The following is a 25,858-nucleotide window of genomic DNA, read 5'->3' as shown; positions in this document are numbered from 1 at the left end:
CCAATGGGCCTGTTTGATTTCCTGAAGACCAAGAAGAACACCGCTTCGATCGCCAAGGAGCGCCTGCGCATCATCGTTGCGCAGGAGCGCGGCAGTCGTGATGCTCCCGACTACCTGCCGCTGCTGCAGCGCGAGCTGCTGGAAGTGATCCGCAAGTACGTGAGCATCGACGCCGACGCGGTCAAGGTGGACCTGGTGAAGGAAGGCGAGCACGACGTGCTTGATATTTCGGTGGCGCTGCCCGACGAGGGCACCGGCACCGCCTGAATCCGGCGGCTCCCTTTGATGGGCACTGCCCCGCTCCCTGCTTCCCCCACGGCTGCCGATGATGCATCGGCCGGCCCGGATGTGGTGTGCCTGGGCGATATCGATTTTGCCCATGCCGCTGCCCTGATGGCGCGCCACGGGCTGACCCTCCACATGGTTGAACCGGGCACGTCGATCCCCGGCAGCTATTGGGGGGAGCCGGAAGCGGGGATCATCGCCAGCAATGTGTACGTACGCCCGGACACCCCCGTGCATTCGATGCTGCACGAGGCCTGCCACCTGATCGTGCTGCCTGCCGAGCGTCGCGCCCAGGTGCACACCGACGCCACCGATTCGGTCGCCGAGGAAGACGCCACCTGCTACCTGCAGATCCTGCTGGCCGACCAGCTGCCCGGCGTCGGCCGGGACCGGCTGATGGTCGACATGGACGCCTGGGGCTACAGCTTCCGTCTCGGCAGTACGCGCGCCTGGTTCGAGCGCGACGCCGAAGATGCCCAGGCCTGGTTGGCCGAACGCCAGCTGCTGCCCGCGGCGGCGCCACTTGCGGACCCGACTGCGCTCCCATAGCCTGCCGCTTCCGTCCCACGCGGCCGCGGGCCGCCCAGGAAATCACCGTGACCTATCGCCGCCTGCTCTGCATCACCGCCCTGGCCGCCTGTCTGGCCCTGCCTGCCTGCCAGCGCGACTCTGCCCAGTCGCCCCTCCCGGCCGGGGTGCCGCAGGACGAGACTGCCGACCAGTTCGTCGCCCGGGTCAACGATGAGATGCGCGAGATGTACCGCGAGCTGACCGCATCGCAGTGGCTCTCGTCGACCTATATCAACGAAGACAGCCAGTTGCTGGCCGCCAAGGGCAACGAGCGCTGGCTGACTGCGCTCAACGACTGGATCGAGCAGGCCCGGCGTTTTGAAGGCCAGGAGATGGCGCCGGAAACCGCGCGCGCGATCAGCCTGCTCAAGCTTGGCACGGCCATGCCGGCGCCGCGTGACCCGGAGCGTCTGGCGGAGCTGACCCGCATCGCCACCCGCATGGAGGGCATGTACGGCGCGGGCGCCTATTGCGCGGAGGGCCGCCCCGAAGACTGCCGCCAGCTTGGCCAGTTGGAAGAGGTGCTGCGCACCAGCCGCGATTACGACGCCCAGCTGGATGCCTGGCAGGGCTGGCATTCGATCGCCAAGCCGATGCGCGAGGACTATGTGCGCTTCGTGGAGCTGGTCAATGAGGGCTCGCGCGACATGGGCTACGCCGACGCCGGCGAGATGTGGCGCTCGGGCTATGACATGAGCCCGGTGGAGATGTCGGCCGAGACCGATCGCCTGTGGAACCAGGTCAAGCCGCTGTACGACCAGCTGCACTGCTACGCCCGCACCCGTCTTGAAGCGCAATATCCTGACCGCGGCTCGGTCGACGGGCTGCTGCCCGCGCACCTGATGGGCAACATGTGGCAGCAGGACTGGAGCCACCTGTGGGACATCCTGGCGCCCTACCCCAATGCCGGCAGCCTGGACGTGTCCAGCGCCCTGCAGCGGCAGTACCAGGAAGGCCTGGATGCGCGCATGTCCCGCCTGGATACGCTGCCGACGCCCGCCGAGCGGGTGGAGATCGAACGCCTGGCGCAGCATGACGTAGCGGTGGGCATGACCCGGCGCGCCGAAGAGTTCTACACCTCGTTGGGCATGCCCAAGCTGCCTGATCCGTTCTGGGCCAACAGCCAGTTCATCAAGCCGCGCGACCGCGACGTGGTCTGCCACGCCAGCGCCTGGCCGATGGACATGGGCGACGACGTGCGCATCAAGATGTGCATCGAGCCGAACGAGGAAAACTTCACCACGATCTACCACGAGCTTGGCCACATCTATTACTTCCTGGCCTACAAGGACCAGCCGCCTCTGTTCCAGAACGGCGCCCACGACGGCTTCCACGAAGCGATCGGCGACGTGATCGTGCTGTCCATGACGCCCGACTACCTGGCCTCGATCGGCCTGGTGGAAGAGCAGGCGCAGGATCAGGCAGCGCTGATCAACTCGCAGATGCGCATGGCCCTGTCGAAGGTGGCGTTCCTGCCCTTCGGGCTGATGATCGACCGCTGGCGCTGGGGCGTATTCGACGGCTCGATCACCCCGGACAGCTACAACCAGGCCTGGTGGGACCTGAAGGCACGCTACCAGGGCGTGGCACCGCCGGAACCGCGCGGGGAAGAGTTCTTCGACCCGGGTGCCAAGTATCACGTGCCGGGCAATACCCCGTACACGCGCTACTTCCTCTCGCACGTGCTGCAGTTCCAGTTCTACAAATCGCTGTGCGAGGCCAGCGGCCACGACGGCCCGCTGCACGAGTGCAACTTCTCCGGCAACCAGGCCGCGGGCGAGCGCTTCTGGAACATGCTGGCGCGCGGCGCCGGCCAGACCTGGCAGCAGACCATGCTCGAGATGACCGCCGGCGAGCAGATGGACAGCGGCGCGATCCTTGAGTATTTCGCCCCGCTGCAGAGCTGGCTGGAAGCGCAGAACGAGGGCCAGGCCTGCGGCTGGCCGGGCGGCAGCTGAGCCAGCAGACCCGGGCCAGCTCGTAGGAGCGCGCCATGCGCGCGAAGCCGCGTGAAGCATCCTGCCCGGCGCGGCATCGGTTACAGCGTCGTAGCCGAGGCAACTCTCCGGTGCCTTATGTCACGCGGCTTCGCGCGCATGGCGCGCTCCTACGGGTGGAAGACGTTTACAGGTGGTCGGTGGGCTCGTAGGCGGCCGGTTCCGCGGGAATCTCCGGCTGCACGCGACCGCGGCGGGTTTCCCAGCGCCAGAAGAACCAGCCGATCACCAGGAACGTGGCCGCCAGGCCGGCCAGGCCGAGCCCGGTCCCGCTGACCAGCGGCGAGAGCAGGCCGGCGACGATGGCGTTGAGCACCAGGCCGGTGAAAGCCTGCAGCGAGGCGGCGGCGCCACGCTGGGCCGGGAACATGTCCAGGATCGCCAGGGTCACGATCGGGAACACCAGGGCAATGCCGAACGCGTTCAGCACCAGCGGCAACACCGCCCAGGGCACCGTGGGCACGTCCACCACGAGGTAATAGAGCATGTTGGCGGCGATGGCGACCGCGCTGCAGGCGAAGCCGATGTTGGCCAGGGTGACCCCGCGAATGCGCCCCGCTGCCCGGCCGGAGACCCACGCGCCCACCATCATCCCGCTGATCATGGGGATGAACAGCCAGCCAAACTGGTTCTCGTCCAGAGACAGCAGGTCCATCACGAATGCCGGCGCGGAGACGATGAACAGGAACAGCGCGGAAAAATTGAACGCGCCTCCCGCCGCGAGGCGCTGGAAGCGGGCATTGGCAAAGATCGTGACGTAGTCGCGCAACAGGTGGCGCGGGGCCAGCGAGCGGCGCTCGGCCGGGGGCAGGCTTTCCGGCAGCCAGCGCCATGTGGCCACCAGCAGCACCACCGAAAAGATCACCAGGAACCAGAAAATCGCAGGCCAGCGTGCCCAGCCCAGGATCCAGCCGCCGATGATCGGCGCGATCGCCGGGGCAATGCCGAAGATCATTGATACCTGGCTCAGCAGCCTCTGGGCGTCATCGCCCTGGAACAGATCGCGGATCACCGCGCGCCCGACCACCACGCCCACGCCCGCCGACAGCCCCTGCACCGCGCGGAACACCAGCAGCGTGCCCAGGTCATCGGCCATGGCGCATCCGGCCGAGGCCAATGTGAACACCACCAATCCACCCAGGATCACCCGCCGCCGCCCGAGCGCGTCCGACAGCGGCCCGTGGACCACGCTCATCAGCGCATAGGCCACCAGATACACGCTGATCGTCTGCTGCATGGCCAGCTTATCGGCGCGCAGCTCTTCGCCCATCTGCACGAAGGCGGGGAAGATGGTGTCGATGGTGAACGGGCCGAACATGGCCAGCCCGGCCAGCAGCCACGGCAGCCTCCACCGGCCACGTTCATGGATGGGGGCAGCGCTCATGGGCGCCTCCCGCAACAGTCATGCAGGCAGGGAACGGCGGCCGGCGCCGCGGAGCGGCGGGCATGGGGGAGGAATGCAGTCATGGGGGTCGGGGGGACAGCGAGGCCCCGATTCTACCGCCCGCGGCGATACCGGGCAGGCGCAACGCTGCTTCCCGCCGAGGTGCGGCGGATCCGCTGCCGGCCGGCGGCAGATGGCGGGCCGCACGGTATAATCGACCGTTCGTGGTGGGAGAAGCCGGCACTGCCGGCTGCCGAAGGCGCAACGCCCGTAATCGCTCAGGCCAGATACCACCCGGGCAGCAAAACTCTGGAGAGACCGGCCACAGCCGGCGCCGAAGGGGCACGGGGTGCAGCAGCAAGCACCCCCCAAACTCTCAGGCAAAAGGACAGAGGGGCACCCCTACCGGTCAGGTCGGGCCGGCCACCTTGCGTGGACCGCGCTGACCCCGGAACGCCCGCCACCCTGCCACGCCGGATGTCTGCCATGTCCCCTGCCAAGCCTTCCCTCCACGACCTCGAACACCACGACGCTTTCGTTGAACGCCACATCGGCCCCAACGACGCGGAAATCGCCCACATGCTCGAGGTGATCGGCCTCGATTCGCTCGACGGACTCACCGAAGCCGTGGTGCCCGAATCGATCCGCAACAACACCCTGGACCTGCCCGCCTCGATGACCGAGGAAGAAGCGCTGGCGAAAATCCGCGCGGTGGCCGACCGGAACAAGGTCTTCCGCAGCTTCATCGGCCAGGGTTATTACGGTACCCACGTGCCCCAGGTAATCCTGCGCAACATCCTCGAGAACCCGGCCTGGTACACCGCCTACACCCCCTACCAGGCGGAGATCTCGCAGGGCCGGATGGAAGCCCTGATCAACTTCCAGACCATGTGTGCCGACCTGACCGGCATGGATATCGCCAACGCCTCGCTGCTTGACGAAGCCACCGCCGCCGCCGAGGCCATGACCCTGGCCAAGCGCGCCGGTCGCTCGAAGTCGAACGTGTACTACGTGTCCGACCGGGTGCACGCGCAGACGCTTGAAGTGCTGCGCACCCGCGCCGAGGGTCTGGGGATCGAGCTGCATGTGGGGCCGGAGGAGAAAGCCGGCGAAGCGGACTGCTTCGCGGTGCTGCTGCAGTACCCGGATACCTTTGGCAAGGTCGGCGATTACCGTGCCCTGGCCAAGGCCGTGCACGCGCGCGGCGGTCTGGTCACCGTGGCGGTCGACCTGCTGGCCCTGACCCTGATCGCCTCCCCCGGCGACTGGGACGCCGACATCGTGGTCGGCAACACCCAGCGCTTTGGCGTGCCGTTCGGCTTTGGCGGCCCCCATGCCGCCTTCATTGCCTGCCGTGACGCGTACAAGCGCAATATCCCCGGCCGCCTGATCGGCGTGTCGCTGGACGTGGAAGGCAACCCTGCCTACCGCCTGACCCTGCAGACCCGCGAGCAGCACATCCGCCGCGAGAAGGCGACCAGCAACATCTGCACCGCGCAGGTGCTGCTGGCAGTGATGGCCGGCATGTACGGTGTTTACCACGGCCCCGATGGCCTCAAGCGCATTGCCGGCCGGACCCACCGCCTGACCGCGATCCTCGCCACCGCCCTGCGCAAGGCCGGCGTGACGGTGGGCGACGACTTCTTCGACACCCTGCACGCCACCGGCGTTGATGCCGCATCGATCCACGCCAAGGCGCGCGCTGCCGGGATCAACCTGCGCGACATCGACGCGGGCAGCATCGGCATCAGCCTGGACGAGACCACAACCCGCAAGGATGTGATCGAACTGGCCGGCCTGTTCGGTGCCAGCATCGACGACATCGACGCGCTGGATGCCGAGACCGGCGACGCCCTGCCGGCGGCGCTGGCGCGCGAATCGGAGTTCATGCAGCACCCGGTGTTCAACACCCACCACAGTGAGCACGAGCTGCTGCGCTACATGCGTCAGCTGGCCGACAAGGACCTGGCCATGGATCGCACCATGATCCCGCTGGGCTCGTGCACCATGAAGCTCAACGCCACCGCGGAGATGGTGCCGATCACCTGGCCCGAATTCGCCAACATCCATCCGCTCGCACCGGCCGACCAGACCGAAGGCTACAAGGAACTCATTGACGGCCTGGAGCAGATGCTGGCCGAGATCACCGGCTACGACGCGGTCAGCTTCCAGCCCAACTCCGGCGCCCAGGGCGAGTTCGCCGGGCTGATGGCGATCCGGGCGTATCACGCCTCGCGCGGCGAGGAACAGCGCGACGTGTGCCTGATCCCCGAATCCGCCCACGGCACCAACCCCGCATCGGCGCAGATGGCCGGCATGCGCGTGGTGGTGGTGAAGTGCGACGACAACGGCAACGTGGACGTGGACGACCTGCGCGCCAAGGCCGAAAAGCACAAGGACAAGCTGTCCGCGCTGATGATCACCTACCCGTCCACCCACGGCGTGTTCGAGGAAGCGGTGGTCGAGATCTGCGAAATCATCCATGCCAACGGCGGCCAGGTGTACACCGACGGCGCCAACATGAACGCCATGGTCGGCCTGGCCAAGCCCGGTGCGTGGGGTTCGGACGTGTCCCACCTCAACCTGCACAAGACCTTCTGTATCCCGCACGGCGGCGGCGGCCCGGGCGTTGGCCCGTGCGCGGTGAAGTCGCACCTGGCACCGTTCCTGCCCAAGGCCTTCGGCCCCAATGGCGAGGCAGAAGGGGGCATGGTGTCGGCAGCCACCCACGGTTCGGCCAGCATCCTGCCGATCAGCTGGATGTACGTGGTGATGATGGGCGCGGACGGCCTGCGCAAGGCCAGCCAGGTGGCACTGCTGACCGCCAACTACGTGGCCAAGCGCCTGGCCGACCACTACGAGACGCTTTACGCCGGCCGTGGCGGACTGGTGGCCCACGAGTGCATCCTCGACCTGCGGCCGCTGAAGGACTCCAGCGGCGTGAGCGCGGAGGACGTGGCCAAGCGCCTGATCGACTTCGGCTTCCACGCCCCGACCCTGAGCTTCCCGGTGGCTGGCACGTTGATGGTGGAGCCGACCGAGAGCGAATCGCTGGTTGAGCTGGACCGCTTCATCAACGCCATGATCGAGATCCGCGAGGAGATCCGCGCGGTGGAAGACGGCCGCCTGGACCGCGAGGACAACCCGCTGGTCAACGCCCCGCACACCGCCGCCATGGTCACCGCCAGCGAATGGACCCGCGGCTATCCGCGTGAGCTGGCGGCATTTCCGCTGGAGTCGCTGCGCAGCCACAAGTACTGGCCGCCAGTGGCACGCGTGGACAACGTGTACGGCGACAAGAACGTGATGTGCTCCTGCATCCCGATCGACGCCTACAAGGACGACGAGGAAACCGCCGAGGCCTGAGCCGGCCGCGGCACCGGGCTGGCCGTCCCCAGGGACGGCCAGCCTTTTGTAGGAGCGCGCCATGCGCGCGAAGCCGCGTGACACATGGCATTGCCGCGGGGCGTCGGTTGCCGCGTCACGGCCGGAGCCACCCCGCAATGCCAGTATTCACGCGGCTTCGCGCGCATGGCGCGCTCCTACAGGGGATCGCGGGCTTTAACAGCCGGCAGCGGCAGTCTGCCGGCGTCGGGCGGCGGCTCCTCCGCCAACCCCACAAAATGCTCCAGCAGGCCGAACAGGCTGCGCAGGTCCTGGGCGTTGTGGTGGCCGACGCGGCGGAGCTTTTCGGCGCTGCCGCCGCGCAGGTAGGACAGCCACGCGGCCGGCGCCTCGCTGCCGGGCAGGTCGTCTTCGCGCATGACGCCGAGCACCTGGCGCTCGATGGTGGCCAGACGGCAGTTCTCCCACACCCCGCGCCAGCGGCGGCGGGCCGGATGCAACAAGTCGATATGCCCCAGCCCCGGCAACGGGTCCGGCTGCCGGGCCAGGGTGTAGCGGGTGGTCAGCAGCGGCCGGTCGTAGGACTTGCCGTTGTAGGACAGCAGCACCGTGTCATCGGCCAGCCAGCGCGAGAACTCGGCCAGCATCGCCTGCTCCGCGGCCAGCGTGGTCATCAGCAGCTGGCGGATGCGCAGTTCGCCGTTGCGCCAATCGGCGGCACCAATCATGAAGGCGCGGGTGCCGGTACCGCCGGCCAAGCCGGTGGTTTCGGTATCGAAGGCGAGGATGCGCGAGGCCGCCACCGGCTCCATGCGCAGCGCGGACAGATCCAGCACTGCCGCCGGTGGCTTCGCAGGCTGGCGCATCTCGATGCGGCGCAGTCCCGGCGCGATTTCTTCACCATCAAGACTGCGGTCCCGGCTGAGCGGTTGCATGGCGGCATTGCCCGGTCGCAGCCCCATCAGCTTGCGCAGCTGGGCGACCTGCTGGCGGTGCCGCACGCCGCGCGGATCCTGTCCGGCAATACCATGCGACCTGCCGCCCGGGCTTGCAGGCTGCGCTGGAAACCTTGCTGATGAAGACCCCACAGCGACATCCGCTCCCGCCTGCTGCTTCAGCCTGGCCAGCTTTTGCGCCAGCGCGCTCACGCCGTCTCCCCAAGTAGCTCCAGCACCGCCAGTGCGACCTGTCGCGGGGTCATGCCATTGGCATCCTCGTCGGAAGCCAGCACCGGCCCCACGCAGGCCGGGCAGCCTGCCTTGCAGGAACAGTCACGCACAACTTCCAGCGCATGCCGGCGCAGTTCTTCCCGCCGCTCGAACAACGGCAGCGACAGTCCCACCCCGCCCGGATAGTTGTCGTAGATGAAGATCGTGGGAGTGAAGCCGCGTACCTCGCTGACCACCTCCTCGCCGGTTTCGGCGGAGCGCAGCTGACCGCGCCCGCCGCGATCGGCCGACACAAACCAGGCCCCGTCGCCGCTGCCCACCGCCTTCTGCAGGTCGCGGCCTTCGGCCATCACCGAGACCATTGCCACCAGGTGCAGCGCGTAGGCAGCGCCAAGGAATCCGTCCAGCGCCTGCTGGCGGCTGTCGAACTGGCGATCGAGCACGCGCTGCGGCAGCTGCCACCACACCGCGGTGGTGTGCAGCTCCTGGTCGGGCAGGTTGACCGGCCCGTAGCCGATGTTCTCGTGGGTGTGGAAGCGGATCTTCTTGTAGCCCGATACCCGGCGCACCACGTGCACCTCGCCGTGGTGCGCGCTGCCCTGCCCACCCGGCGCGCCGTCGGCCTCATCCAGTACCTTGAGCTTGGTGTAGTCGATGGCGTCGGTGTAGTAGTCCACCCGGGTGCGGCGCACGTAGGCTTTGCGGCCTTCCCAATCCAGGCGCTCGACCTGGAATGGAGCGGACTGGACCATGTGGATCGCGCCCTCGTACAGGGTCAGCGCGGCGGCCGAATAATCGACCTCGGCGATGATGGTCTGGCGCCCGTCTGTACGGTCGACCACGACGAAGTTGCCATCGGCAACGGAGCGCAGGTTCACCGCCTGGGCCGGATAGCTGTCGGCGATCCACTCCCAGCGTCCGCCCTCCTGATGCAGCACGCCGCTTTCGGCCAGCACTTCCAGCCATGGCGCGGCGTCCACCGGACCCAGGCTGTCGCCATCAAGGAATGGCAATTCGAAGGCGGCGCAGCGGATGTGGTCCATCAGGATCAGCGGCTGGTCCGGCTCGATCCGCGCCTGCTCGGGCGTGGCCTCGGCGAAGAACTCCGGATGCCGCACCACGTACTGGTCCAGGGGCTGGCTGCTGGCCACCAGCACGCCGATCGAGGGCTGCTGGCGGCGGCCGGCGCGGCCGAAGCGCTGCCAGGTCTGGGCGATCGAGCCCGGATAGCCGTTGAGCACCACCACATCCAGGCTGCCGATATCCACACCCAGTTCCAGTGCCGAGGTGCTGACGATGCCGTCGACCCGGCCCGAACGCATCTCGCGCTCCACCTCGCGCCGCTCGGTGGGCAGGTAACCACCGCGGTAGGCGCGGATCCGGCGCGACTTGCGCGGATCGCTGTCGAAGACTTCCTTGAGGTACTTGGTCAGCACCTCCACCATCAGCCGGCTCTGGCAGAACACCAGGGTCTTGAGCCCGGAGCGGATCGCCAGCCGGGCAATGCGGTTGGACTGCGAGCGCGCCGAGGCGCGCAGGCCCAGGTCCGGGTTCACCACCGGCGGGTTCCACAGCAGGATGTGCTTGGCGCCGCTGGGCGCGCCGCTTTCAGTGATCGATTCCAGTTCGTCCTCGATCAGCGCGCGGCCGTGTTCGGCGGCATTACCGATGGTGGCCGAGCACAGGATGAACTGTGGCCGCACCCCGTAAAACGCACACACCCGCTTGAGCCGACGGATCACGTTGGCCACGTGCGCGCCGAACACGCCGCGGTAGGTGTGGACCTCGTCGATCACCACGTAGCGCAGGTTCTCGAAGAACTGCGCCCACTTGGTGTGGTGCGGCAGGATCGCCTGGTGGAGCATGTCCGGATTGCTGACCACGATGTCGCCGTTGATGCGGATCGACTGGCGCGCATCACCCGGGGTGTCGCCATCGAAGGTGGCCGCGCGCAGGCCGAGATTGCCTGCGGCGTTGAGCTCCAGCAGCTCGGCCACCTGGTCCTGGGCCAGCGCCTTGGTCGGGAACAGGTACAGCGCCTTGGCGCCCTGCTCCATGGCCCCCGCAATGACCGGCAGCGTGTAGCACAGCGACTTGCCCGAAGCGGTGGGCGTGGCCACCACCAGATGGCGTCCCTCACCCGCCGCCTTCCAGGCCTGGGCCTGGTGCGAATACAGCGATTTGATGCCGCGCGCGCGCAGGGCCTCGGCCAGCGCCGCGGGCAGGTCCGGCGGCAGCGGGCGGATGTCGGCGGGATGGGCGGGGATGGTGAAGTGGCCGGTGATGCGGTCGCCGTAACGGTCGGCGAGGCGCTGGGCCAATTGCGTGCTGGTCGGGGCAGGCGCGGAAAACGGGCGGTCGTGGATGATGGCGTTCATGGCCGAAGGACAGAAGAGGAGCCAGCCACTCTCCGGCCGTGGCGTCTCAATGGGTGAGACGCGAACCCGGCGCGTGCTCAGCTGCCGCGGCGGGGCCGCCCGGACCGTATGCCTGAGCGCACTGAAACGTGCTCATGTCCCGGCACATGCCAGCGCCAGGGAAACTCCACCGCCCTGCTGATGCCGATCCGCGGGCCGACGGCCGGCCGCGGAGGCGGCGGCATGCCGTCGGACACGAGCCACATTCCTTGGCCGCCAGTGACCAGGTCGGCTCCGTCCAGCTCGCCGTTGATACCCATCGCCTGCGACAGCTTGCCTGGTCCACTGGCCAGGTCACGATCGCGGCGCGCCGCCAGGCGCACCTCGCGCATCAGGTCCATGCCGCGCAGCGGCTCCAGCGCGCGCAGCAGCACCCCCACGCCCTCGCCCGCTTCACCGCACACGGCATTCGAGCCCCAATGCATGCCATAGGTGAAGTACACATAGAGATGCCCGGGCTCGCCAAACATCGTGGCATTGCGCGCCGTCTTGCCGCGGTACGAATGCGCTGCCGGGTCATCTCCGCCCCCGTAGGCTTCCGTCTCCACGATCCGCCCGGCGCGGCCGTCATCGCGTACCAGGATCTTGTTGAGCAGCTCCGGCGCCACCTCCACCGGATGGCGTCGGTAGAAGTCGCGCGGCAGCGGCTGCCAGCCGTCAGGCAGCCCCTTCATCGAACCGGACTCCGTCGCACCACCATCGGTCATCCTGCCGGCGACCCCTCAGCTCCCTTCGGAAAGCAGCTCGACGCAGTCGATGGTGCCGTTGGACCCCCGTTCCGCGCCTTGAGCATGTCCTTCCTCCAGAGGTGAGCCCCGAGTATAGGCACGGCAGTTACCATAAAGGGTCTTGTCCCACCCTTCCCCCAAGGATCCAGAGCCGATGTCGAAACCCGCCGCCGCCGCGGTGAAAGCGCCCGAACACACGCCCCTCATGCGCCAGTTTTTCAGCGTCAAGGCCGAGCATCAGGACGTGCTGCTGTTCTTCCGCATGGGCGATTTCTACGAACTGTTTTTTGAGGATGCGCGCAAGGCGGCGCGGCTGCTGGATATCACCCTGACCCAGCGCGGCAACTCGGCGGGGCAGCCGATCCCGATGGCCGGCGTGCCCCACCACGCGGCGGAAGGCTATCTGGCGCGCCTGGTGGCATTGGGCGAGTCGGTGGCGATCTGCGAGCAGATCGGCGATCCGGCCACCAGCAAGGGACTGGTCGAACGCCAGGTGGTGCGCATCGTCACTCCGGGCACGGTGACCGACGAAGCGCTGCTCAACGAGCGCCGCGACACCCTGCTGCTGGCCGTCGCGCGCTCCAAGCAGGGCTACGGCCTGGCCTGGGCGGACCTGGCGGGCGGCCGCTTCCTGGCCAACGAGGTCGCCAACGAGGATCAGCTGGAAGCCGAACTGGCACGGCTGGATCCGGCAGAGGTGCTGGTCCCGGATGAAGATGGCTGGCCGGACTTCCTCCGTGGGCTCAGCGGCCTGCGTGCCCGTCCGCCGTGGCTGTTCGACGCCGACAGCGGCCGCCGCCAGCTGTTGAAGTTCTTCAACCTGCACGACCTGACCGGCTTCGGCCTCGAGGACCGCCCACTGGCGATTGCCGCTGCGGGCGCCCTGCTCGGCTACGTGGAGGAAACCCAGAAACAGCAACTACCGCACCTGACCTCGATCGCGGTGGAAACCGGCGATGGTGCGATTGCCATGAACGCCGCCACCCGCCGGCATCTGGAGCTGGATACCCGGGTAGATGGCGACACCCGCAACACCATGCTCGGCGTGCTGGACACCACGGTGACGCCGATGGGCGGCCGCCTGCTGCGTCGCTGGCTGCACCGGCCGCTGCGCGAGCAGCGCACGCTGGAGCAGCGCCACCACGCGGTGCAGACGCTGATCGACAACGGCACCGAAGCTGATCTACGCGAAGGGTTCCGCGCGCTGGGCGACCTGGAGCGGATCCTGTCGCGGATCGCGCTGCGCTCGGCGCGCCCGCGGGACCTGTCCACCCTGCGCGACGGCCTGGCGATGCTGCCCGATGTGCGCGAAACGCTGGCGGCGCTGGATTCGCCGCGGCTGCAGGCGCTGGGCGACGGGCTTGGCGAGCACGCGGCCGAGGCCCACCTGCTGGCCACCGCGCTGGTGGAGCAGCCACCGGTGCTGGCACGCGACGGAGGCGTGTTCGCCGAAGGCCACGACGCCGAGCTGGATGAGCTGCGCGCCCTGTCCGCCAACGCCGACCAGTTTCTGGTCGACCTGGAGGCGCGCGAGCGCGCGGCCAGCGGCATTTCCAACCTCAAGCTCGGCTACAACCGGGTGCACGGCTACTTCATCGAGATCAGCAAGGCGCAGGCAGCCAAGGCGCCAACCCACTACACCCGCCGGCAGACCCTGACCAACGCCGAGCGCTACATCACCGAGGAGCTCAAGCAGTTCGAAGACAAGGTGCTCAGCGCGCGCGAACGGGCGCAGGCCCGCGAGCGCCTGCTGTACGAGACGCTGCTGGACGCGCTCAACCAGCGCCTGGAGCCGCTCAAGCGCTGCGCCGCGGCGCTGAGCGAACTGGACGTGCTGGCCGCGTTTGCCGAGCGCGCACAGGCGCTGGACTGGTCGCGCCCCGAACTGACCGATGAACCTGGGCTGCTGATCGAACGCGGGCGCCATCCGGTGGTGGAAGCAGTACGCGACGAGCCTTTCGAACCCAACGACCTGGAGCTGCATCCCGAACGACGGATGCTGGTGATCACCGGCCCCAACATGGGCGGCAAGAGCACCTACATGCGCCAGAACGCGCTGATCGTACTGCTGGCCCACATCGGCAGCTTCGTGCCGGCGGCGCGTGCACGGCTCGGCCCCGTCGACCGCATCCTGACCCGCATCGGCGCCGGCGACGACCTCGCCAAGGGCCAATCCACCTTCATGGTGGAAATGGCCGAGACCAGCTACATCCTCCACCACGCCACCGAGCATTCCCTGGTGCTGATGGACGAGATCGGCCGTGGCACCTCGACCTACGACGGCCTGGCCCTGGCCGAAGCCTGTGCCCGGCACCTGGCCGCCGCCAATCGCAGCATGACCCTGTTCGCCACCCACTATTTCGAGCTGACAGCACTCGCGGCGCCGGGCAGCGGGATCGCCAACGTGCATCTGGATGCGGTGGAACATACCGATAGAAGCGGGACCGACACGCTGGTGTTCATGCACACGGTCAAAGACGGTCCGGCCAACCGCAGCTTCGGCCTGCAGGTGGCGGCACTGGCCGGCCTGCCCCGCGCCACGGTGGCCGATGCCCGCGCGCGCCTGGCCGAACTGGAACAGCGCGGCAACGATACCCAGGCCGGCGGCATGCGTCCGCAGGCGCTGGATGAGCCGCGCCAGATCGGCTTGTTCGCGCCCTCATCCGCCGCCCTTGATGCGCTGGCGGCACTGGATCCGGACGAGCTCACGCCCAAGCAGGCGCTGGAAGCGCTCTACCGGCTCAAGGCGCTCAAATGACCGGCGATGTGCCAGTGCAGGTACGGGTGGATGCGCTGCTGACCGGCATCGCCCGGCCCTATACGCGGCCCGGGAGCATGAGCGCGATCGACAAACGCCCCGTGGACGGCATGGTGATGATCGACGAAGCGGGGCTGGCCGGCGACCAGCAGGGCGACCGCCGCGTGCACGGCATCCACGGGCCGGCCGAAACCTGTCGCTCATCACGTTTCGGCGTCTGGCGACGTACCATGGCGGCTCCATTCCTGTCGGAGCCGACCATGGCCGAATCCCTGACCCAGCAGTTGCTCGCCCAGCTCCAGGGCTCCCCCATGCAGCAGATGTCCGGCCAGCTCGGCATCGACGAGAAGCAGACGGGCCAGGCGGTGGCCGCTGCCCTGCCCCTGCTGCTGGGCGCGCTGGGGAAAAATGCCAGCCAGCCGCAGGGCGCGCAGGCGCTGCTGGGTGCGCTGCAGAAGGACCATGCGGGCAGCGGCAGCAACATCGCCGGCCTGCTGGGCCAGGTGCTGGGCGGCGACAACGGGCGCCAGACCGATGGCGCCGGCATCCTCGGCCACATCCTGGGCGGCAACCAGTCGCGTGCCGAAACCGGGCTGGCCCAGGTAGCCGGGCTGGACAGCAACAAGGCCGGCCAACTGATGAAGATCCTCGCTCCCCTGGTGATGGCATTCCTGGCCCGCCAGGCGACCCAGCAGGGCAAGGCCGATCCGCAGGCGCTCGGCGCATTGCTCGGTCAGGAGCAGCAGCAGATCCGCCAGCAGTCGGGGGGTGCCGCGGATCTGCTTGGCGCCGTCCTGGACCAGGATGGCGACGGCAAGCTGGGCGTGGGCGATCTGCTCAAGATCGGCGGCAGCCTGTTCGGCAAGCGATGAGTGCCGGATAGGCGATTCCTATGAACCTCTCACTATAGACAGGGCCTATCAACTCCTTCATATCTATCGACTTCCCTTTTTTCTGGTGCCCAGTAAGGTAAGTGAACACCTTTCTCCGGAGCGCCTTGCATGTCCAACCCGTCCGACAAGTCCAAGCCGACTTACCTGACCACCCAGTTCGGCGCCCCGGTGCCCGACAACCAGAACAGCCTCACGGCCGGCCCGCGCGGCCCCCTGCTGGCTCAGGATGTGTGGTTGCACGAAAAACTGGGCAATTTCGCCCGCGAGGTGATCCCCGAGCGGCGCATGCACGCCAAGGGTTCGGGCGCCTTCGGCACCTTCACCGTCACCAACGACATCACCGCGTACACCCGCGCGAAAATCTTTGAATCGGTCGGCAAGAAGACCGAGATGTTCAGCCGCTTCACCACGGTGGCCGGCGAGCGCGGCGCAGCCGACGCCGAGCGCGACATCCGCGGCTTCGCGCTGAAGTTCTACACCGAGGAAGGCAACTGGGACATGGTGGGCAACAACACCCCCGTGTTCTTCATCCGTGACCCGCGCAAGTTCCCCGACCTCAACAAGGCGGTCAAGCGCGACCCGCGCACCAACATGCGCTCGGCCACCAACAACTGGGACTGGTGGAGCCTGCTGCCCGAGGCCCTGCACCAGGTCACGATCGTGATGAGCGACCGCGGCATCCCGGCCAGCTACCGCAACATGCATGGCTTCGGTTCGCATACCTACAGCTTCTGGAATGCGCAGGGCGAGCGGTTCTGGGTGAAGTTCCACTTCCGCACCCAGCAGGGCATCAAGAACCTCACCGATGCCGAGGCGGCGGAAGTCGTCGGCAACGACCGCGAGAGCAACCAGCGCGACCTGTACGACGCCATCGAGCGCGGCGACTTCCCCAAGTGGAAGATGTACATCCAGGTGATGCCGGAAGAGGACGCGGAGAAGGTGCCGTATCACCCCTTCGACCTGACCAAGGTATGGCCGAAGGGCGACTACCCGCTGATCGAGGTGGGTGAGTTCGAGCTCAACCGCAATCCGGAGAACTTCTACGCCGACGTGGAGCAGAGCGCGTTCGCCCCCAGCAACCTGGTACCGGGCATCAGCGTATCGCCGGACAAGATGCTGCAGTCGCGCCTGTTCAACTACGCCGACGCGCAGCGCTACCGGCTGGGAGTGAACTACCACCAGATTCCAGTCAATGCCGCACGCTGCCCGGTGCACAGCAACCACCGCGATGGCCAGGGCCGGATGGACGGCAACTACGGCAGCCTGCCTCACTACGAGCCCAACAGCTTCAATCAGTGGCAGGAACAGCCGCAGTTCCGCGAGCCGCCGCTGAAGATCAACGGCAATGCGGACTGGTGGGATTTCCGCGAGGACGATTCGGACTACTACAAGCAGCCCGGCGACCTCTTCCGGCTGATGACACCGGAGCAGCAGCAGGTGCTGTTTGACAACACCGCCCGCGCCATGGGCGATGCGCCGGACTTCATCAAGCGGCGCCACGTGGGCAACTGCACCAAGGCCGATCCGGCCTACGGTGCGGGGGTGGAAGAAGCCCTGCGCAAGCTCGGGGCGTTTGCGGGTGAGGACTCGCCCAACAGCATCGACTGATCACGCCTGATGGCAAAAAGGCCGCGATCCCCCGGGATCGCGGCCTTTTTCGTGGTGCGAGGTATTTTCCGTCAGCTGGCGTCGATATCGCCCAGGGCACGGATCAACCTGCGGGCACGCTTGTCCGGGCGCTGTTCCGGAGGTCGATAGCCGGCGCGCTCGGCGCGCATCCGGGCCAAGCGTTCGATCCGGTCCCGACGTGACTCTTCGGATTCAACATAGAGCGTCTGCGCGACCTTCGCCGGTCCGCGAATGTCAGACAGGTCGGCCACCTGGACCTGGAAGATCTCCTCGCCCCGCTCCACCCGCAAGGCATCACCCACGCGCACCGCGCGCGCAGGCTTGTTGGCGCGCTGGCCGCCGATTTCCACCTTGCCGGTCTCGATCGCCTGCTTGGACAGCGCGCGGGTCTTGAAGAACCGCGCCGCCCACAGCCAGATGTCGAGGCGGACTGATTGCAGGGGTTCATTCACAATCGTGCAGCCATCATGGGCTTCTCTCTTTGCCGCCGATCGTCCCGGCGCAGGATTCCATCGTAAGACCGCTCCTGCCTGCGCCGGACCGACCGCCCAACGCCAAAAGGCCCGCTTACGCGGGCCTTTTGGCAATCCTCCGGACCGCCGTTGCCGGCGGCGGGAGACTTATTCTGCAGCGGATTCCGCAGCAGCCGCTTCTGCAGCTGCAGCGTCGGCGGCGGCCTTTTCATCAGCAGCGGCCTTGGCAGCCCTGATGTCCTCGCGTGCGCGCTCGTTGCGGGCGCGGGCACGGGCGGACAGGTCTTCCTTGATGCGCGCCTTGCGGCCTTCCAGGCCACGCAGGTAGTACAGCTTGCTGGCGCGGACGGCGCCGCGGCGCTTGACTTCAACCGAGTCGATCAGGGCGCTGTGGCTCTGGAAGACGCGCTCCACGCCGAAGCCGTGGGAGATCTTGCGCACGGTGAAGGAGGAGTTCAGACCTGCATGCTTGCGGGCAATGACCACGCCCTCATAGGCCTGGATGCGCTCGCGGTTGCCTTCCTTGACCTTGACGTTGACGACGACAGTGTCGCCGGGGCCGAAGTCGGGAAGCTTGCTCTGGACCTGCGCGGTCTCAAAGTCCTGCAGGAGGGTGCTGATGGACGATTTGGTGTTCATGGCAATGGCCTGTTGGTGTAGTTGTAGGCGTGGTGCACGTGGACGCACGCTCTTGGCATGGATTGCAAAACAAAACAGCCCGCTATTATAGCCCGATATCAGGGTGACAGATCAAATCGGGTATTCAGCGGCTGCCGGGTGAGCCGGGCGCCTCCCGGGAGGCGAGGAAACGGCGGTCCGCGTCGTCGAGGCTTGCGGATTCGAGCAGGTCCGGACGCCGCTCCAAGGTGCGCAGCAGGGCCTGCTGGCGCCGCCACCTGTCGATTTCCGCATGGTTTCCCGACAGCAGCACCGGCGGCACCTCGCCCAGGTCGTGGTTGACCGGCTTGGTGTAATGCGGCCAATCCAGCAGACCCGCCTCGAAGCTGTCCTGCTCGGCAGAGTCGGCGTCACTGAGCGCGCCCGGCTGCAGCCGGGCCACGGCGTCCACCACTACCGCGGCGGCCAGCTCGCCACCGGACAGCACGTAGTCCCCGATCGAGAGTTCTTCGTCCACCTCTGTCCGCACCAAGCGCTCATCAACCCCTTCGTAGCGCCCACACAGCAGCATCAGGCGCTTGCGTCCGGCCAGCTCCCGCACGCCGGCCTGGTCCAGGCGGCGCCCCTGGGGGCTGAGGTAAACCAGTGTCACCGGCTCCGGATCCGCGGCGCGGGCGGCAGCGATGGCCGCGCGCAGCGGGTCGATCATCATCACCATGCCCGGCCCGCCACCAAACGGGCGGTCATCCACCCGGCGGTAGTTGCCTTCGGCGTAGTCGCGCGGGTTCCAGCCGTGCAACGTCAGCAGCGCCCGCTCCACCGCCCGCCCGGTTACGCCGAAGCCGGCGCAGGTCTGGATGAAGTCCGGGAACAGGCTGATGACGTCGATGCGCATGCTCAGAAGTCCGGGTCCCAATCGACCACCATGCGCCTGGCGTCCATATCGATGCCGGTGATGAAATCCGGGCGCACGAATGGAACCATGCGCTCGCGCCCATCGGCGCCATCGCGCACCACCACCACGTCGTTGGCGCCGGTGGAAAACAGGTGCGAGACCACGCCAAGGGCCACGCCGTCGACGGTTTCCACTGCCATGCCTTCAAGGTCGACCCAGTAGAACTCGTCTTCAGAAGGCGGCGGCAGCGCCGAGCGCGGCACATGGACTTCGCTGTCGCGCAGGGCTTGCGCAGCATCCCTGTCCTCCACCCCCGGAATGCGGATCACCAGGCCTTTCGCGGTCTCACGGCCACGCACGCCGGACAGCTCGCGCTCAACCCCCTGCGCATCGCGCAGGATCCACGGCTGGTAACGGAGCACCTGCGCCAGCGGCTCGGTATGCGACTCGAACTTGAGTTCTCCGCGCACGCCAAAGGCGCCGACAACCCTGCCCAGCAGGATTCGACGTTCGGAATCATTCATATGAGGAAACGGCCGCGCGTGTGGCGCGGCCGGGGAGTCAGGCCGCGGCCTGCTCGGTCTGCTCGGGCTGCGGAGCCTTCTTCGCTTCCTTGTACAGCGAGCGCACCTTGTCGCTCATCTGCGCGCCCTGGCCGACCCAGTGCTCGACCCGTGCGGTGTCCAGCACCACGCGCGGCTCGGCGCCGGCGGCGACGGGGTTGTAGTAACCCAGACGCTCGATGTTGCGGCCGTCACGAGCGCTGCGCGAATCGGTGACGATGATGTGGTAGAACGGACGCTTCTTGGCGCCACCACGGGTCAGTCGGATCTTGACCATTTCGGGAGTTTCCTGTGTTGCCCAGTCGCCAGGACGGCGAGGTAAGCGGGCAATTGTAATCCATCGCCAGGCCGCAGGAAAGTGGCCGCGGCGGAATATGGTTCAGGCCCGCCACATGGCCCCTCCTCGGGGGCGCAATGGCAAAGTCAGGCGATCCGCGGTCGCCCTGCCCTCAGAGCGGGTCGCGGGGGACGGCGGCAAGCAACCGGCGCAGCAAGGCACCGACCCGGGCATCGCCGGGAAACGCGTGGCCGTCAATGGCGGCGATGTCGCCGATACCCGATGAGTTGAGCGCAAAGGCCGCGCAGAAACCGCCCAGCGAACCCGTGTCCAAAGCTTCGCACCGCTGCGGCAGTCCGGCCTGATCCAGCGCCGTGCGCAGGAGCTGTCGGGTGACCCCGGCCAGGGCCGGGGCGTCGGGCCAGACCACGGCCTCGCCGTCCCAGAAGACGACGTTCCAGAACGTGCCCTCGCTGATGCGGCCGTCAGCCGCCAGCAGCAAGGCGTCGTCGAACCCGGCCTCCCGGGCCTGCGCGCGCGCTTTGAGCTGGAAATCCAGCGCCAGATGTTTCACGCAAGGAACAGCGCGCAGGCCGGGATGCGTGCGCACCCGCAGCGGTGAGGCGGGCGGCTCACGCGGCGGCTCGATGTCCACTTTGATGCGGAGCTGCGGATCCTGAGCGCCCGGCCCACCGGCCTTGCAGGCGCCCGGATGCGACGGCAGCACCCTGACCCTGACAGTGCAGTCGCCCGTCTCCTGCCCGGCGGCTGCAAGCGCCTCGCGGATACGCCTTCTCAACACAGACCTGCCGGGGCTGGCGCCGTACAGGCTGCGCGAAGCCGTCAGCAGCCGGGCCAGGTGCAGGTCCCGCCCCTGAACACGGCCATCCCTTGCCTGCATGGTGGTGAAGTGGCCGGCTTTGGCGGCCTCCCCGCGCATCAGCGGAACGGCATGCCGCCGCGACCGCCCATCATGCCCTGCAGGCCGCGCATCATGCCCTTCATGCCGCCGCGGGCCATCTTGCCCATCATCTTTTCCATCTGCTGGTACTGCTTCATCATCCGGTTCACATCGGCCGGGGTCACCCCGGCACCAGCGGCGATGCGCTTGCGGCGTGAGCCGTTGAGCAGCGTCGGATTGCGGCGCTCTTTCTTCGTCATCGAGTTGATGATGGCGATCATCTGCGGGACTTCCTTGCCCTGCTGCACCTGCTGCTTGACGTGGTCCGGGATGTTGCCCATGCCCGGCAGCTTGTCCATCAGGCCGGAGATGCCGCCCATGCTCTGCATCTGGCCGAGCTGCTCGCGCATGTCGTTGAGATCAAACTTGCGGCCCTTGGCCACTTTCTCCGCCAAGCGGGTGGCGGCGTCCTTGTCGACCTGCTGCTCGACCTGCTCGACCAGACTGAGCACGTCACCCATATCGAGGATGCGGCTGGCCACGCGCTCCGGGTGGAACACGTCCAGGCCATCGGTCTTTTCGCCGGTACCGATGAACTTGATCGGCTTGCCGGTGATGTAACGCACGCTCAGCGCGGCACCACCGCGGGCATCACCGTCGGTCTTGGTCAGCACCACGCCGGTCAGCGGCAGCGCCTCGCTGAAGGCCTTGGCGGTGTTGGCCGCGTCCTGGCCGGTCATGGCGTCGACCACGAACAGCGTCTCGACCGGATCCACCGCGGCGTGCAGGACCTTGATCTCGGCCATCATGGCTTCGTCGATCGCCAGACGGCCGGCGGTATCGACGATCAGCACGTCCACATAGGACTTGCGCGCATCATCGATTGCCGCGCGGACGATGGCTTCCGGCTTCTGCCCGGCATCGGACGGGAAGAACTGCACGTCGACCTGTTCGGCCAGGGTCTTGAGCTGTTCGATCGCGGCCGGACGGTAGACGTCGGCGCTGACCACCATCACCTTCTTTTTATGCCGTTCCTTGAGGTGCTTTGCGAGCTTGCCAACCGTCGTGGTCTTGCCCGCGCCCTGCAGACCGGCCATCAGGATCACCGCCGGCGGCTGCACGCTCAGGTCCAGCCCACTGGCCTGCGAACCCATCACCGCGGTCAGTTCGTCGCGCACCACCTTGATCAGGGCCTGACCAGGGGTCAGCGACTTCAGCACCTCCTGGCCGACCGCGCGCACCTTGATCCGCTCGATCAGGGCCTGCACCACCGGCAGGGCCACGTCGGCCTCCAGCAGGGCGATGCGGACCTCGCGGGTGGCCTCGCGGATGTTCTCCTCGGTCAGCCGGCCGCGCCCGCGCAGGCGCTCCATGGTGCCGGACAGGCGCTGGGTCAGGGATTCGAACATCGGGAATCAGCTCTCGGAACGGGCCGGCGATTATAGCCCGCCGCCCTTCCCGGCCCATGCCTCCGCGCCCCAGACCGGCCGGCATGTGAGAAACTGCCCCGATGACATCCGTTCTCATTGCCGTGGGGCTGTACCTGCTCGCCTCTGGACTGCTGACCCGCAGGGTGGCGCATGGACATCAGCCAGGCACCTCCGGCTGGGGCCCACCGGCGGTGGCCGCAGTGGTGATGCACGCGATTTACCACGTGCTCACCTGGCGCGAAGTCGGCGGCGCGGACATGCACTTCTTCTCGGCGCTGTCGCTGGTGGGACTGGGCATGGCGACCCTGACCGTGATGGTGGGCCTGCGCGGACGCCTCGGCGCCCTGGGCGTGATCGTGTTTCCGCTGTCCGCGGTGTCGGTGATCCTCTACGCCAATACGCCCCATGTCGGCAACGCGGCGCTGGACTGGCGGCTGCAGCTGCACGCCTGGTTTGCCCTGCTGGCCTACGCCACCCTGGCAGTGGCAGCACTGCTGGCGGTGCTGCTGTGGGCCCAGGAGCGGGGGCTGCGCCGGCGTGAATTCCGCAACTGGCTGCGCGCCCTGCCGCCCCTGACCGCGCTGGAATTCCTGCTGTTCCGCACCATCCTGGCGGGCTTCGTGCTGCTGAGCGCCACGCTGCTCACCGGCATCCTGTTCGTGCACGACTTCTTCGCCCAGCACCTGATCCACAAAAGCGTGCTCAGCATCCTGTCGTGGCTGGTCTTCGGCGCGCTGCTCGTGGGCCGCTGGCGCTATGGCTGGCGCGGCTCGCGTGCAATCGGCTGGACGCTGACCGCGATGGCGCTGCTGGTGCTGGCGTTTTTTGGCAGCAAGTTTGTGCTGGAGCTGGTGCTGCAGCGCGGCTGAAACGCGTTACCAGCCGTTGACGCGCGGCCAGACCGCTTCGATCGCGGTGCTGCCATTGACCACGTGGTAACGGTCGTAGGCGGCGGCGGTAATGCAGGCGTGATTGGGCAGGATCAGCAGGCGTCGCCCGATGGGAAAGCCGGCGTGCTCGATCGCACTGCGGCTGCGGATGATGCCGTGTTCCTGCGATACCCCGTGCACATACAGTCCATCCATGATGACGCCGGTCTGTGCATCGGCGACCAGGCCGTAGCCGCAGTCGCCTGCTTCACCCAGCGCATGGGTGCTGATGTCCTTGCTCAGAGCCAGGGCGCCCGCGTCGACCACGATCTGGCCGCGCCCGGGATGGTTGCCGATCACCGTGGTCAACACGCCCAGGGCAATATCCTCGCGGCGGCAGCTGCCGATGCCGGCCTGGAACAGGTCGAAGAACACGTAGACGCCGGCGCGCACTTCGGTCACGCCCTGCAGGTCACGTGCGTGCACCACTGACGGAGTGGACCCCAGGCTGACGATGTCGCAGGCGTGCCCGGCTTCCCGCAGCCTGGCGGCCGCGGCCGTCACCGCCAGCCGCTCCTGTTCGGCCACTGCTGCATGCGCCTCGGCGCTGCGAGCCGCGTAGGAATGCCCGCCGTGGGTGAACACCCCGGCCAGCTTGGCAGCGCCACCGAGCGCGGCGGCGATATCCAGCAATTGCGGCGCATCCGCGGCGATGCCTGAGCGGCCATCACCGCTGTCGATTTCGATCAGGACCTCCATGCCCACGCCCAGGCGCTCCGAACCCAGGCTGATCGCCCGCGCGGCCTCGAAGGAATCCGCGGCCAGCAGGATCCGCACCCCACCCTGGCGCAGCGCGGCCACCCGCTCCAGCTTCTGCGGCGCGATCGCCACCGCGTAGAAGATGTTGGTGAAGCCTTCGCCGGCGAAATATTCGGCTTCGCGCAGCGTCGATACGGTCACCGGGTCGCCCAGATCGACCATCCGGCGGGCAACGTCGGCGCTTTTGCAGGTCTTCAGGTGCGGTCGCAGGGTGACGCCGAGCTCCGTGGCGCGATCACGCATGCTGCGGATGTTCGCTTCCATGCGTGCGCGATCGAGGACCAGGGCCGGCGTATCAAGCTGTTCGAGTGTGTCTGCCTGCATGCTGCCTACGCCTGTGATCAGGGAACAGCGAGCATAGCGCGCATCCCCGCTGGCGCCGTTCAAGGCCGTTCATGCGACCTCCAGCGCCTCGGAAAGTCGCTCCACGGCGATCACCTCCAACCCCTTGAATGCACCCGATTTCGGCGCATTGCCCTTGGGCACGATGGCGCGCTTGAACCCATGGGTAGCGGCCTCGCGCAAACGCTCCTCACCGTTGGGGACCGGACGGATTTCACCCGACAGGCCGACCTCACCAAACGCCACGGTCTTGTCCGCGAGCGGCTGGTCGCGCAGCGAGGACAGCACCGCCAGCAGCACCGGCAGGTCCACCGCCGTCTCCTGCACGCGGATGCCACCCACCACGTTGACGAATACGTCCTGGTCGCCAACCCCGACCCCGCCGTGGCGGTGCAGCACCGCCAGCAGCATCGCCATGCGGTTCTGCTCCATGCCCACCGCCACCCGGCGCGGGTTGGACAGCGGCGAGGAATCCACCAGCGCCTGCACCTCCACCAGCAGCGGACGGGTGCCTTCGCGGGTGACCATCACGCAGCTGCCGGGCTGTTGCGAGGCGCCGGACAGGAAGATCGCCGAGGGGTTGGACACCTCTTTCAGCCCCTTGTCGCCCATGGCGAACACGCCCAGTTCGTTGACCGCGCCGAAGCGGTTCTTGAACGCGCGCAGCACCCGGAACCGGCTGCCGCTCTCGCCTTCGAAATACAGCACCGCATCCACCATGTGCTCAAGCACGCGCGGGCCGGCAATGCCGCCCTCCTTGGTCACGTGGCCGACCAGGAACACGGCCGCACCGGTTTCCTTGGCGTAGCGCACCAGGCGCGCGGCCGATTCACGCACCTGACTGACCGAGCCCGGGGCCGCGGTGAGGGTTTCCGTCCACAGGGTCTGCACGGAATCGGCCACGATGAGCTTGGGCTTCATTTCCGCGGCGTGGCGCAGGATCGCTTCGACCCCGGTCTCGGCAAGTGCCATCACGCCGTCCAGATCCAATCCCAGGCGCGCCCCGCGCCCGGCGACCTGGGCCAGCGATTCCTCACCAGTGACGTAGAGCGAGGGCAGCACCGGGGCCAACCGGGCCACCGCCTGCAGCAGCAGCGTCGACTTGCCAATGCCCGGGTCGCCGCCCACCAGCACCACCGCCCCTTCGACCAGGCCACCACCCAGCACCCGGTCCAGCTCACCAATGCCAGTGGATACGCGCGCATCTTCGCTGTGGCGCACGTCCTTGAGCGCGGTGACTTTGGGCGCATCCACCTTGCCGGCCCAGCCGCTGCGTCGGGACGCAGGGCCGGCCTTGCCGGCGGCCGGCTCCACCACGAATTCGCTGAGCGTGTTCCAGGCCCTGCATTCCCCGCACTGACCCTGCCACTTGGAGTGGTCGGCGCCGCACTCGGTGCAGACGTAGGCGATCTTGGCCTTGGAAGCGGAACGCGCGGACTTGGCAGCTGGCTGGGACATGGGCGGAACCGGATTGGACTGGCGCCCACTTTAGCCGC

Annotated in this window: 20 protein-coding genes, 1 pseudogene and 1 riboswitch; of the genes and pseudogenes, 8 read left to right on the top strand and 13 right to left on the bottom strand. The window is 67.6% G+C overall.

All coding sequences use genetic code 11. The features are described from left to right. Window positions 1-3: 3 nt before the first annotated feature. From minE to ACW7G3_RS13210, 3 genes are read left to right on the top strand one after another with little or no spacing between them, the layout of a single operon-like run. Complete coding sequence (gene minE, locus ACW7G3_RS13220) at window positions 4-267, top strand: cell division topological specificity factor MinE (protein ID WP_456983304.1); 264 nt, start codon at window positions 4-6, stop codon at window positions 265-267. A gap of 18 nt (window positions 268-285) precedes the next feature. Continuing rightward, on the top strand, window positions 286-834 hold the full coding sequence (locus ACW7G3_RS13215) for a hypothetical protein (RefSeq protein WP_456975985.1): 549 nt from the start codon (window positions 286-288) through the stop codon (window positions 832-834). 47 nt (window positions 835-881) lie between these two features. After that, window positions 882-2,813 carry a M2 family metallopeptidase gene (locus tag ACW7G3_RS13210; protein WP_456983303.1) on the top strand — a complete coding sequence of 644 codons (1,932 nt, stop codon included), beginning with the start codon at window positions 882-884 and terminating at the stop codon, window positions 2,811-2,813. A gap of 166 nt (window positions 2,814-2,979) precedes the next feature. On the opposite strand, the gene ACW7G3_RS13205 is transcribed toward ACW7G3_RS13210, so the two are convergent. Then, window positions 2,980-4,236, bottom strand: a complete 1,257-nt coding sequence (locus tag ACW7G3_RS13205; protein WP_456983301.1) for a multidrug effflux MFS transporter — start codon at window positions 4,234-4,236, stop codon at window positions 2,980-2,982. 299 nt (window positions 4,237-4,535) lie between these two features. Next, window positions 4,536-4,638: riboswitch (glycine riboswitch) on the top strand. Between the two features lie 75 nt (window positions 4,639-4,713). Here ACW7G3_RS13205 and gcvP point away from each other — a divergent pair. Further along, window positions 4,714-7,602 (top strand): aminomethyl-transferring glycine dehydrogenase, encoded by a 2,889-nt coding sequence (gene gcvP / locus ACW7G3_RS13200; RefSeq protein WP_456983300.1) that lies wholly within the window; start codon window positions 4,714-4,716, stop codon window positions 7,600-7,602. Between the two features lie 176 nt (window positions 7,603-7,778). On the opposite strand, the gene ACW7G3_RS13195 is transcribed toward gcvP, so the two are convergent. From ACW7G3_RS13195 to ACW7G3_RS13185, 3 genes and pseudogenes are all read right to left on the bottom strand, one after another. Beyond that, complete coding sequence (locus tag ACW7G3_RS13195) at window positions 7,779-8,729, bottom strand: ribonuclease H-like domain-containing protein (RefSeq protein WP_456983298.1); 951 nt, start codon at window positions 8,727-8,729, stop codon at window positions 7,779-7,781. Beyond that, a pseudogene (locus ACW7G3_RS13190) lies at window positions 8,726-11,071 on the bottom strand (DEAD/DEAH box helicase); the annotation flags it as partial. The pseudogene ACW7G3_RS13190 and the gene ACW7G3_RS13195, both read right to left, overlap by 4 nt. A 134-nt stretch (window positions 11,072-11,205) precedes the next feature. Then, complete coding sequence (locus tag ACW7G3_RS13185) at window positions 11,206-11,841, bottom strand: DNA-3-methyladenine glycosylase (RefSeq protein ID WP_456975995.1); 636 nt, start codon at window positions 11,839-11,841, stop codon at window positions 11,206-11,208. Window positions 11,842-12,049: 208 nt separating this feature from the next. Between ACW7G3_RS13185 and mutS the strand changes: the two genes are divergently transcribed. From mutS to ACW7G3_RS13170, 3 genes are all read left to right on the top strand, one after another. Beyond that, window positions 12,050-14,653, top strand: coding sequence for a DNA mismatch repair protein MutS (gene mutS / locus ACW7G3_RS13180; RefSeq protein WP_456983297.1), 2,604 nt, complete (start codon window positions 12,050-12,052; stop codon window positions 14,651-14,653). 230 nt (window positions 14,654-14,883) lie between these two features. Beyond that, window positions 14,884-15,525, top strand: coding sequence for a DUF937 domain-containing protein (locus ACW7G3_RS13175; RefSeq protein WP_456976194.1), 642 nt, complete (start codon window positions 14,884-14,886; stop codon window positions 15,523-15,525). Between the two features lie 129 nt (window positions 15,526-15,654). Continuing rightward, complete coding sequence (locus ACW7G3_RS13170; protein ID WP_456983295.1) at window positions 15,655-17,154, top strand: catalase; 1,500 nt, start codon at window positions 15,655-15,657, stop codon at window positions 17,152-17,154. A gap of 71 nt (window positions 17,155-17,225) precedes the next feature. Here the strand turns inward: ACW7G3_RS13170 and ACW7G3_RS13165 are convergent, their stop codons facing one another. The 7 genes from ACW7G3_RS13165 to ffh form a co-directional block, all read right to left on the bottom strand. Continuing rightward, on the bottom strand, window positions 17,226-17,627 hold the full coding sequence (locus tag ACW7G3_RS13165) for an RNA-binding S4 domain-containing protein (RefSeq protein ID WP_456983293.1): 402 nt from the start codon (window positions 17,625-17,627) through the stop codon (window positions 17,226-17,228). Between the two features lie 168 nt (window positions 17,628-17,795). Beyond that, window positions 17,796-18,287 (bottom strand): 50S ribosomal protein L19, encoded by a 492-nt coding sequence (gene rplS, locus ACW7G3_RS13160; protein ID WP_456976003.1) that lies wholly within the window; start codon window positions 18,285-18,287, stop codon window positions 17,796-17,798. A gap of 124 nt (window positions 18,288-18,411) precedes the next feature. Further along, complete coding sequence (gene trmD, locus ACW7G3_RS13155) at window positions 18,412-19,161, bottom strand: tRNA (guanosine(37)-N1)-methyltransferase TrmD (RefSeq protein WP_456983292.1); 750 nt, start codon at window positions 19,159-19,161, stop codon at window positions 18,412-18,414. Between the two features lie 2 nt (window positions 19,162-19,163). Beyond that, window positions 19,164-19,685 (bottom strand): ribosome maturation factor RimM, encoded by a 522-nt coding sequence (rimM, locus tag ACW7G3_RS13150; RefSeq protein ID WP_456983290.1) that lies wholly within the window; start codon window positions 19,683-19,685, stop codon window positions 19,164-19,166. 37 nt (window positions 19,686-19,722) lie between these two features. Further along, window positions 19,723-20,001, bottom strand: coding sequence for a 30S ribosomal protein S16 (rpsP, locus tag ACW7G3_RS13145; RefSeq protein WP_456976010.1), 279 nt, complete (start codon window positions 19,999-20,001; stop codon window positions 19,723-19,725). 172 nt (window positions 20,002-20,173) lie between these two features. Next, window positions 20,174-20,941, bottom strand: a complete 768-nt coding sequence (locus ACW7G3_RS13140) for an aminotransferase class IV (protein ID WP_456983288.1) — start codon at window positions 20,939-20,941, stop codon at window positions 20,174-20,176. After that, on the bottom strand, window positions 20,941-22,311 hold the full coding sequence (gene ffh, locus ACW7G3_RS13135; protein WP_456983287.1) for a signal recognition particle protein: 1,371 nt from the start codon (window positions 22,309-22,311) through the stop codon (window positions 20,941-20,943). Before ffh ends, ACW7G3_RS13140 begins: the two co-directional genes overlap by 1 nt. A gap of 101 nt (window positions 22,312-22,412) precedes the next feature. Between ffh and ACW7G3_RS13130 the strand changes: the two genes are divergently transcribed. Continuing rightward, window positions 22,413-23,201, top strand: a complete 789-nt coding sequence (locus ACW7G3_RS13130; RefSeq protein WP_456976015.1) for a cytochrome C assembly family protein — start codon at window positions 22,413-22,415, stop codon at window positions 23,199-23,201. Between the two features lie 6 nt (window positions 23,202-23,207). On the opposite strand, the gene ACW7G3_RS13125 is transcribed toward ACW7G3_RS13130, so the two are convergent. Both ACW7G3_RS13125 and radA read right to left on the bottom strand, forming a co-directional pair. Further along, window positions 23,208-24,344: an alanine racemase gene (locus ACW7G3_RS13125; RefSeq protein ID WP_456983285.1), complete on the bottom strand. Its 1,137-nt coding sequence runs from the start codon at window positions 24,342-24,344 to the stop codon at window positions 23,208-23,210. 69 nt (window positions 24,345-24,413) lie between these two features. Continuing rightward, a complete protein-coding gene (radA, locus tag ACW7G3_RS13120) occupies window positions 24,414-25,820 on the bottom strand; it encodes a DNA repair protein RadA (protein WP_456976019.1) in 1,407 nt (468 codons plus the stop codon). Window positions 25,821-25,858: the final 38 nt, after the last annotated feature.

The sequence above is a fragment of the Luteimonas sp. A478 genome, assembly GCF_054052025.1.
The sequence above is the reverse complement of the archived record's forward strand: the minus strand, read 5'-3'. Positions and strand labels throughout refer to the sequence as shown.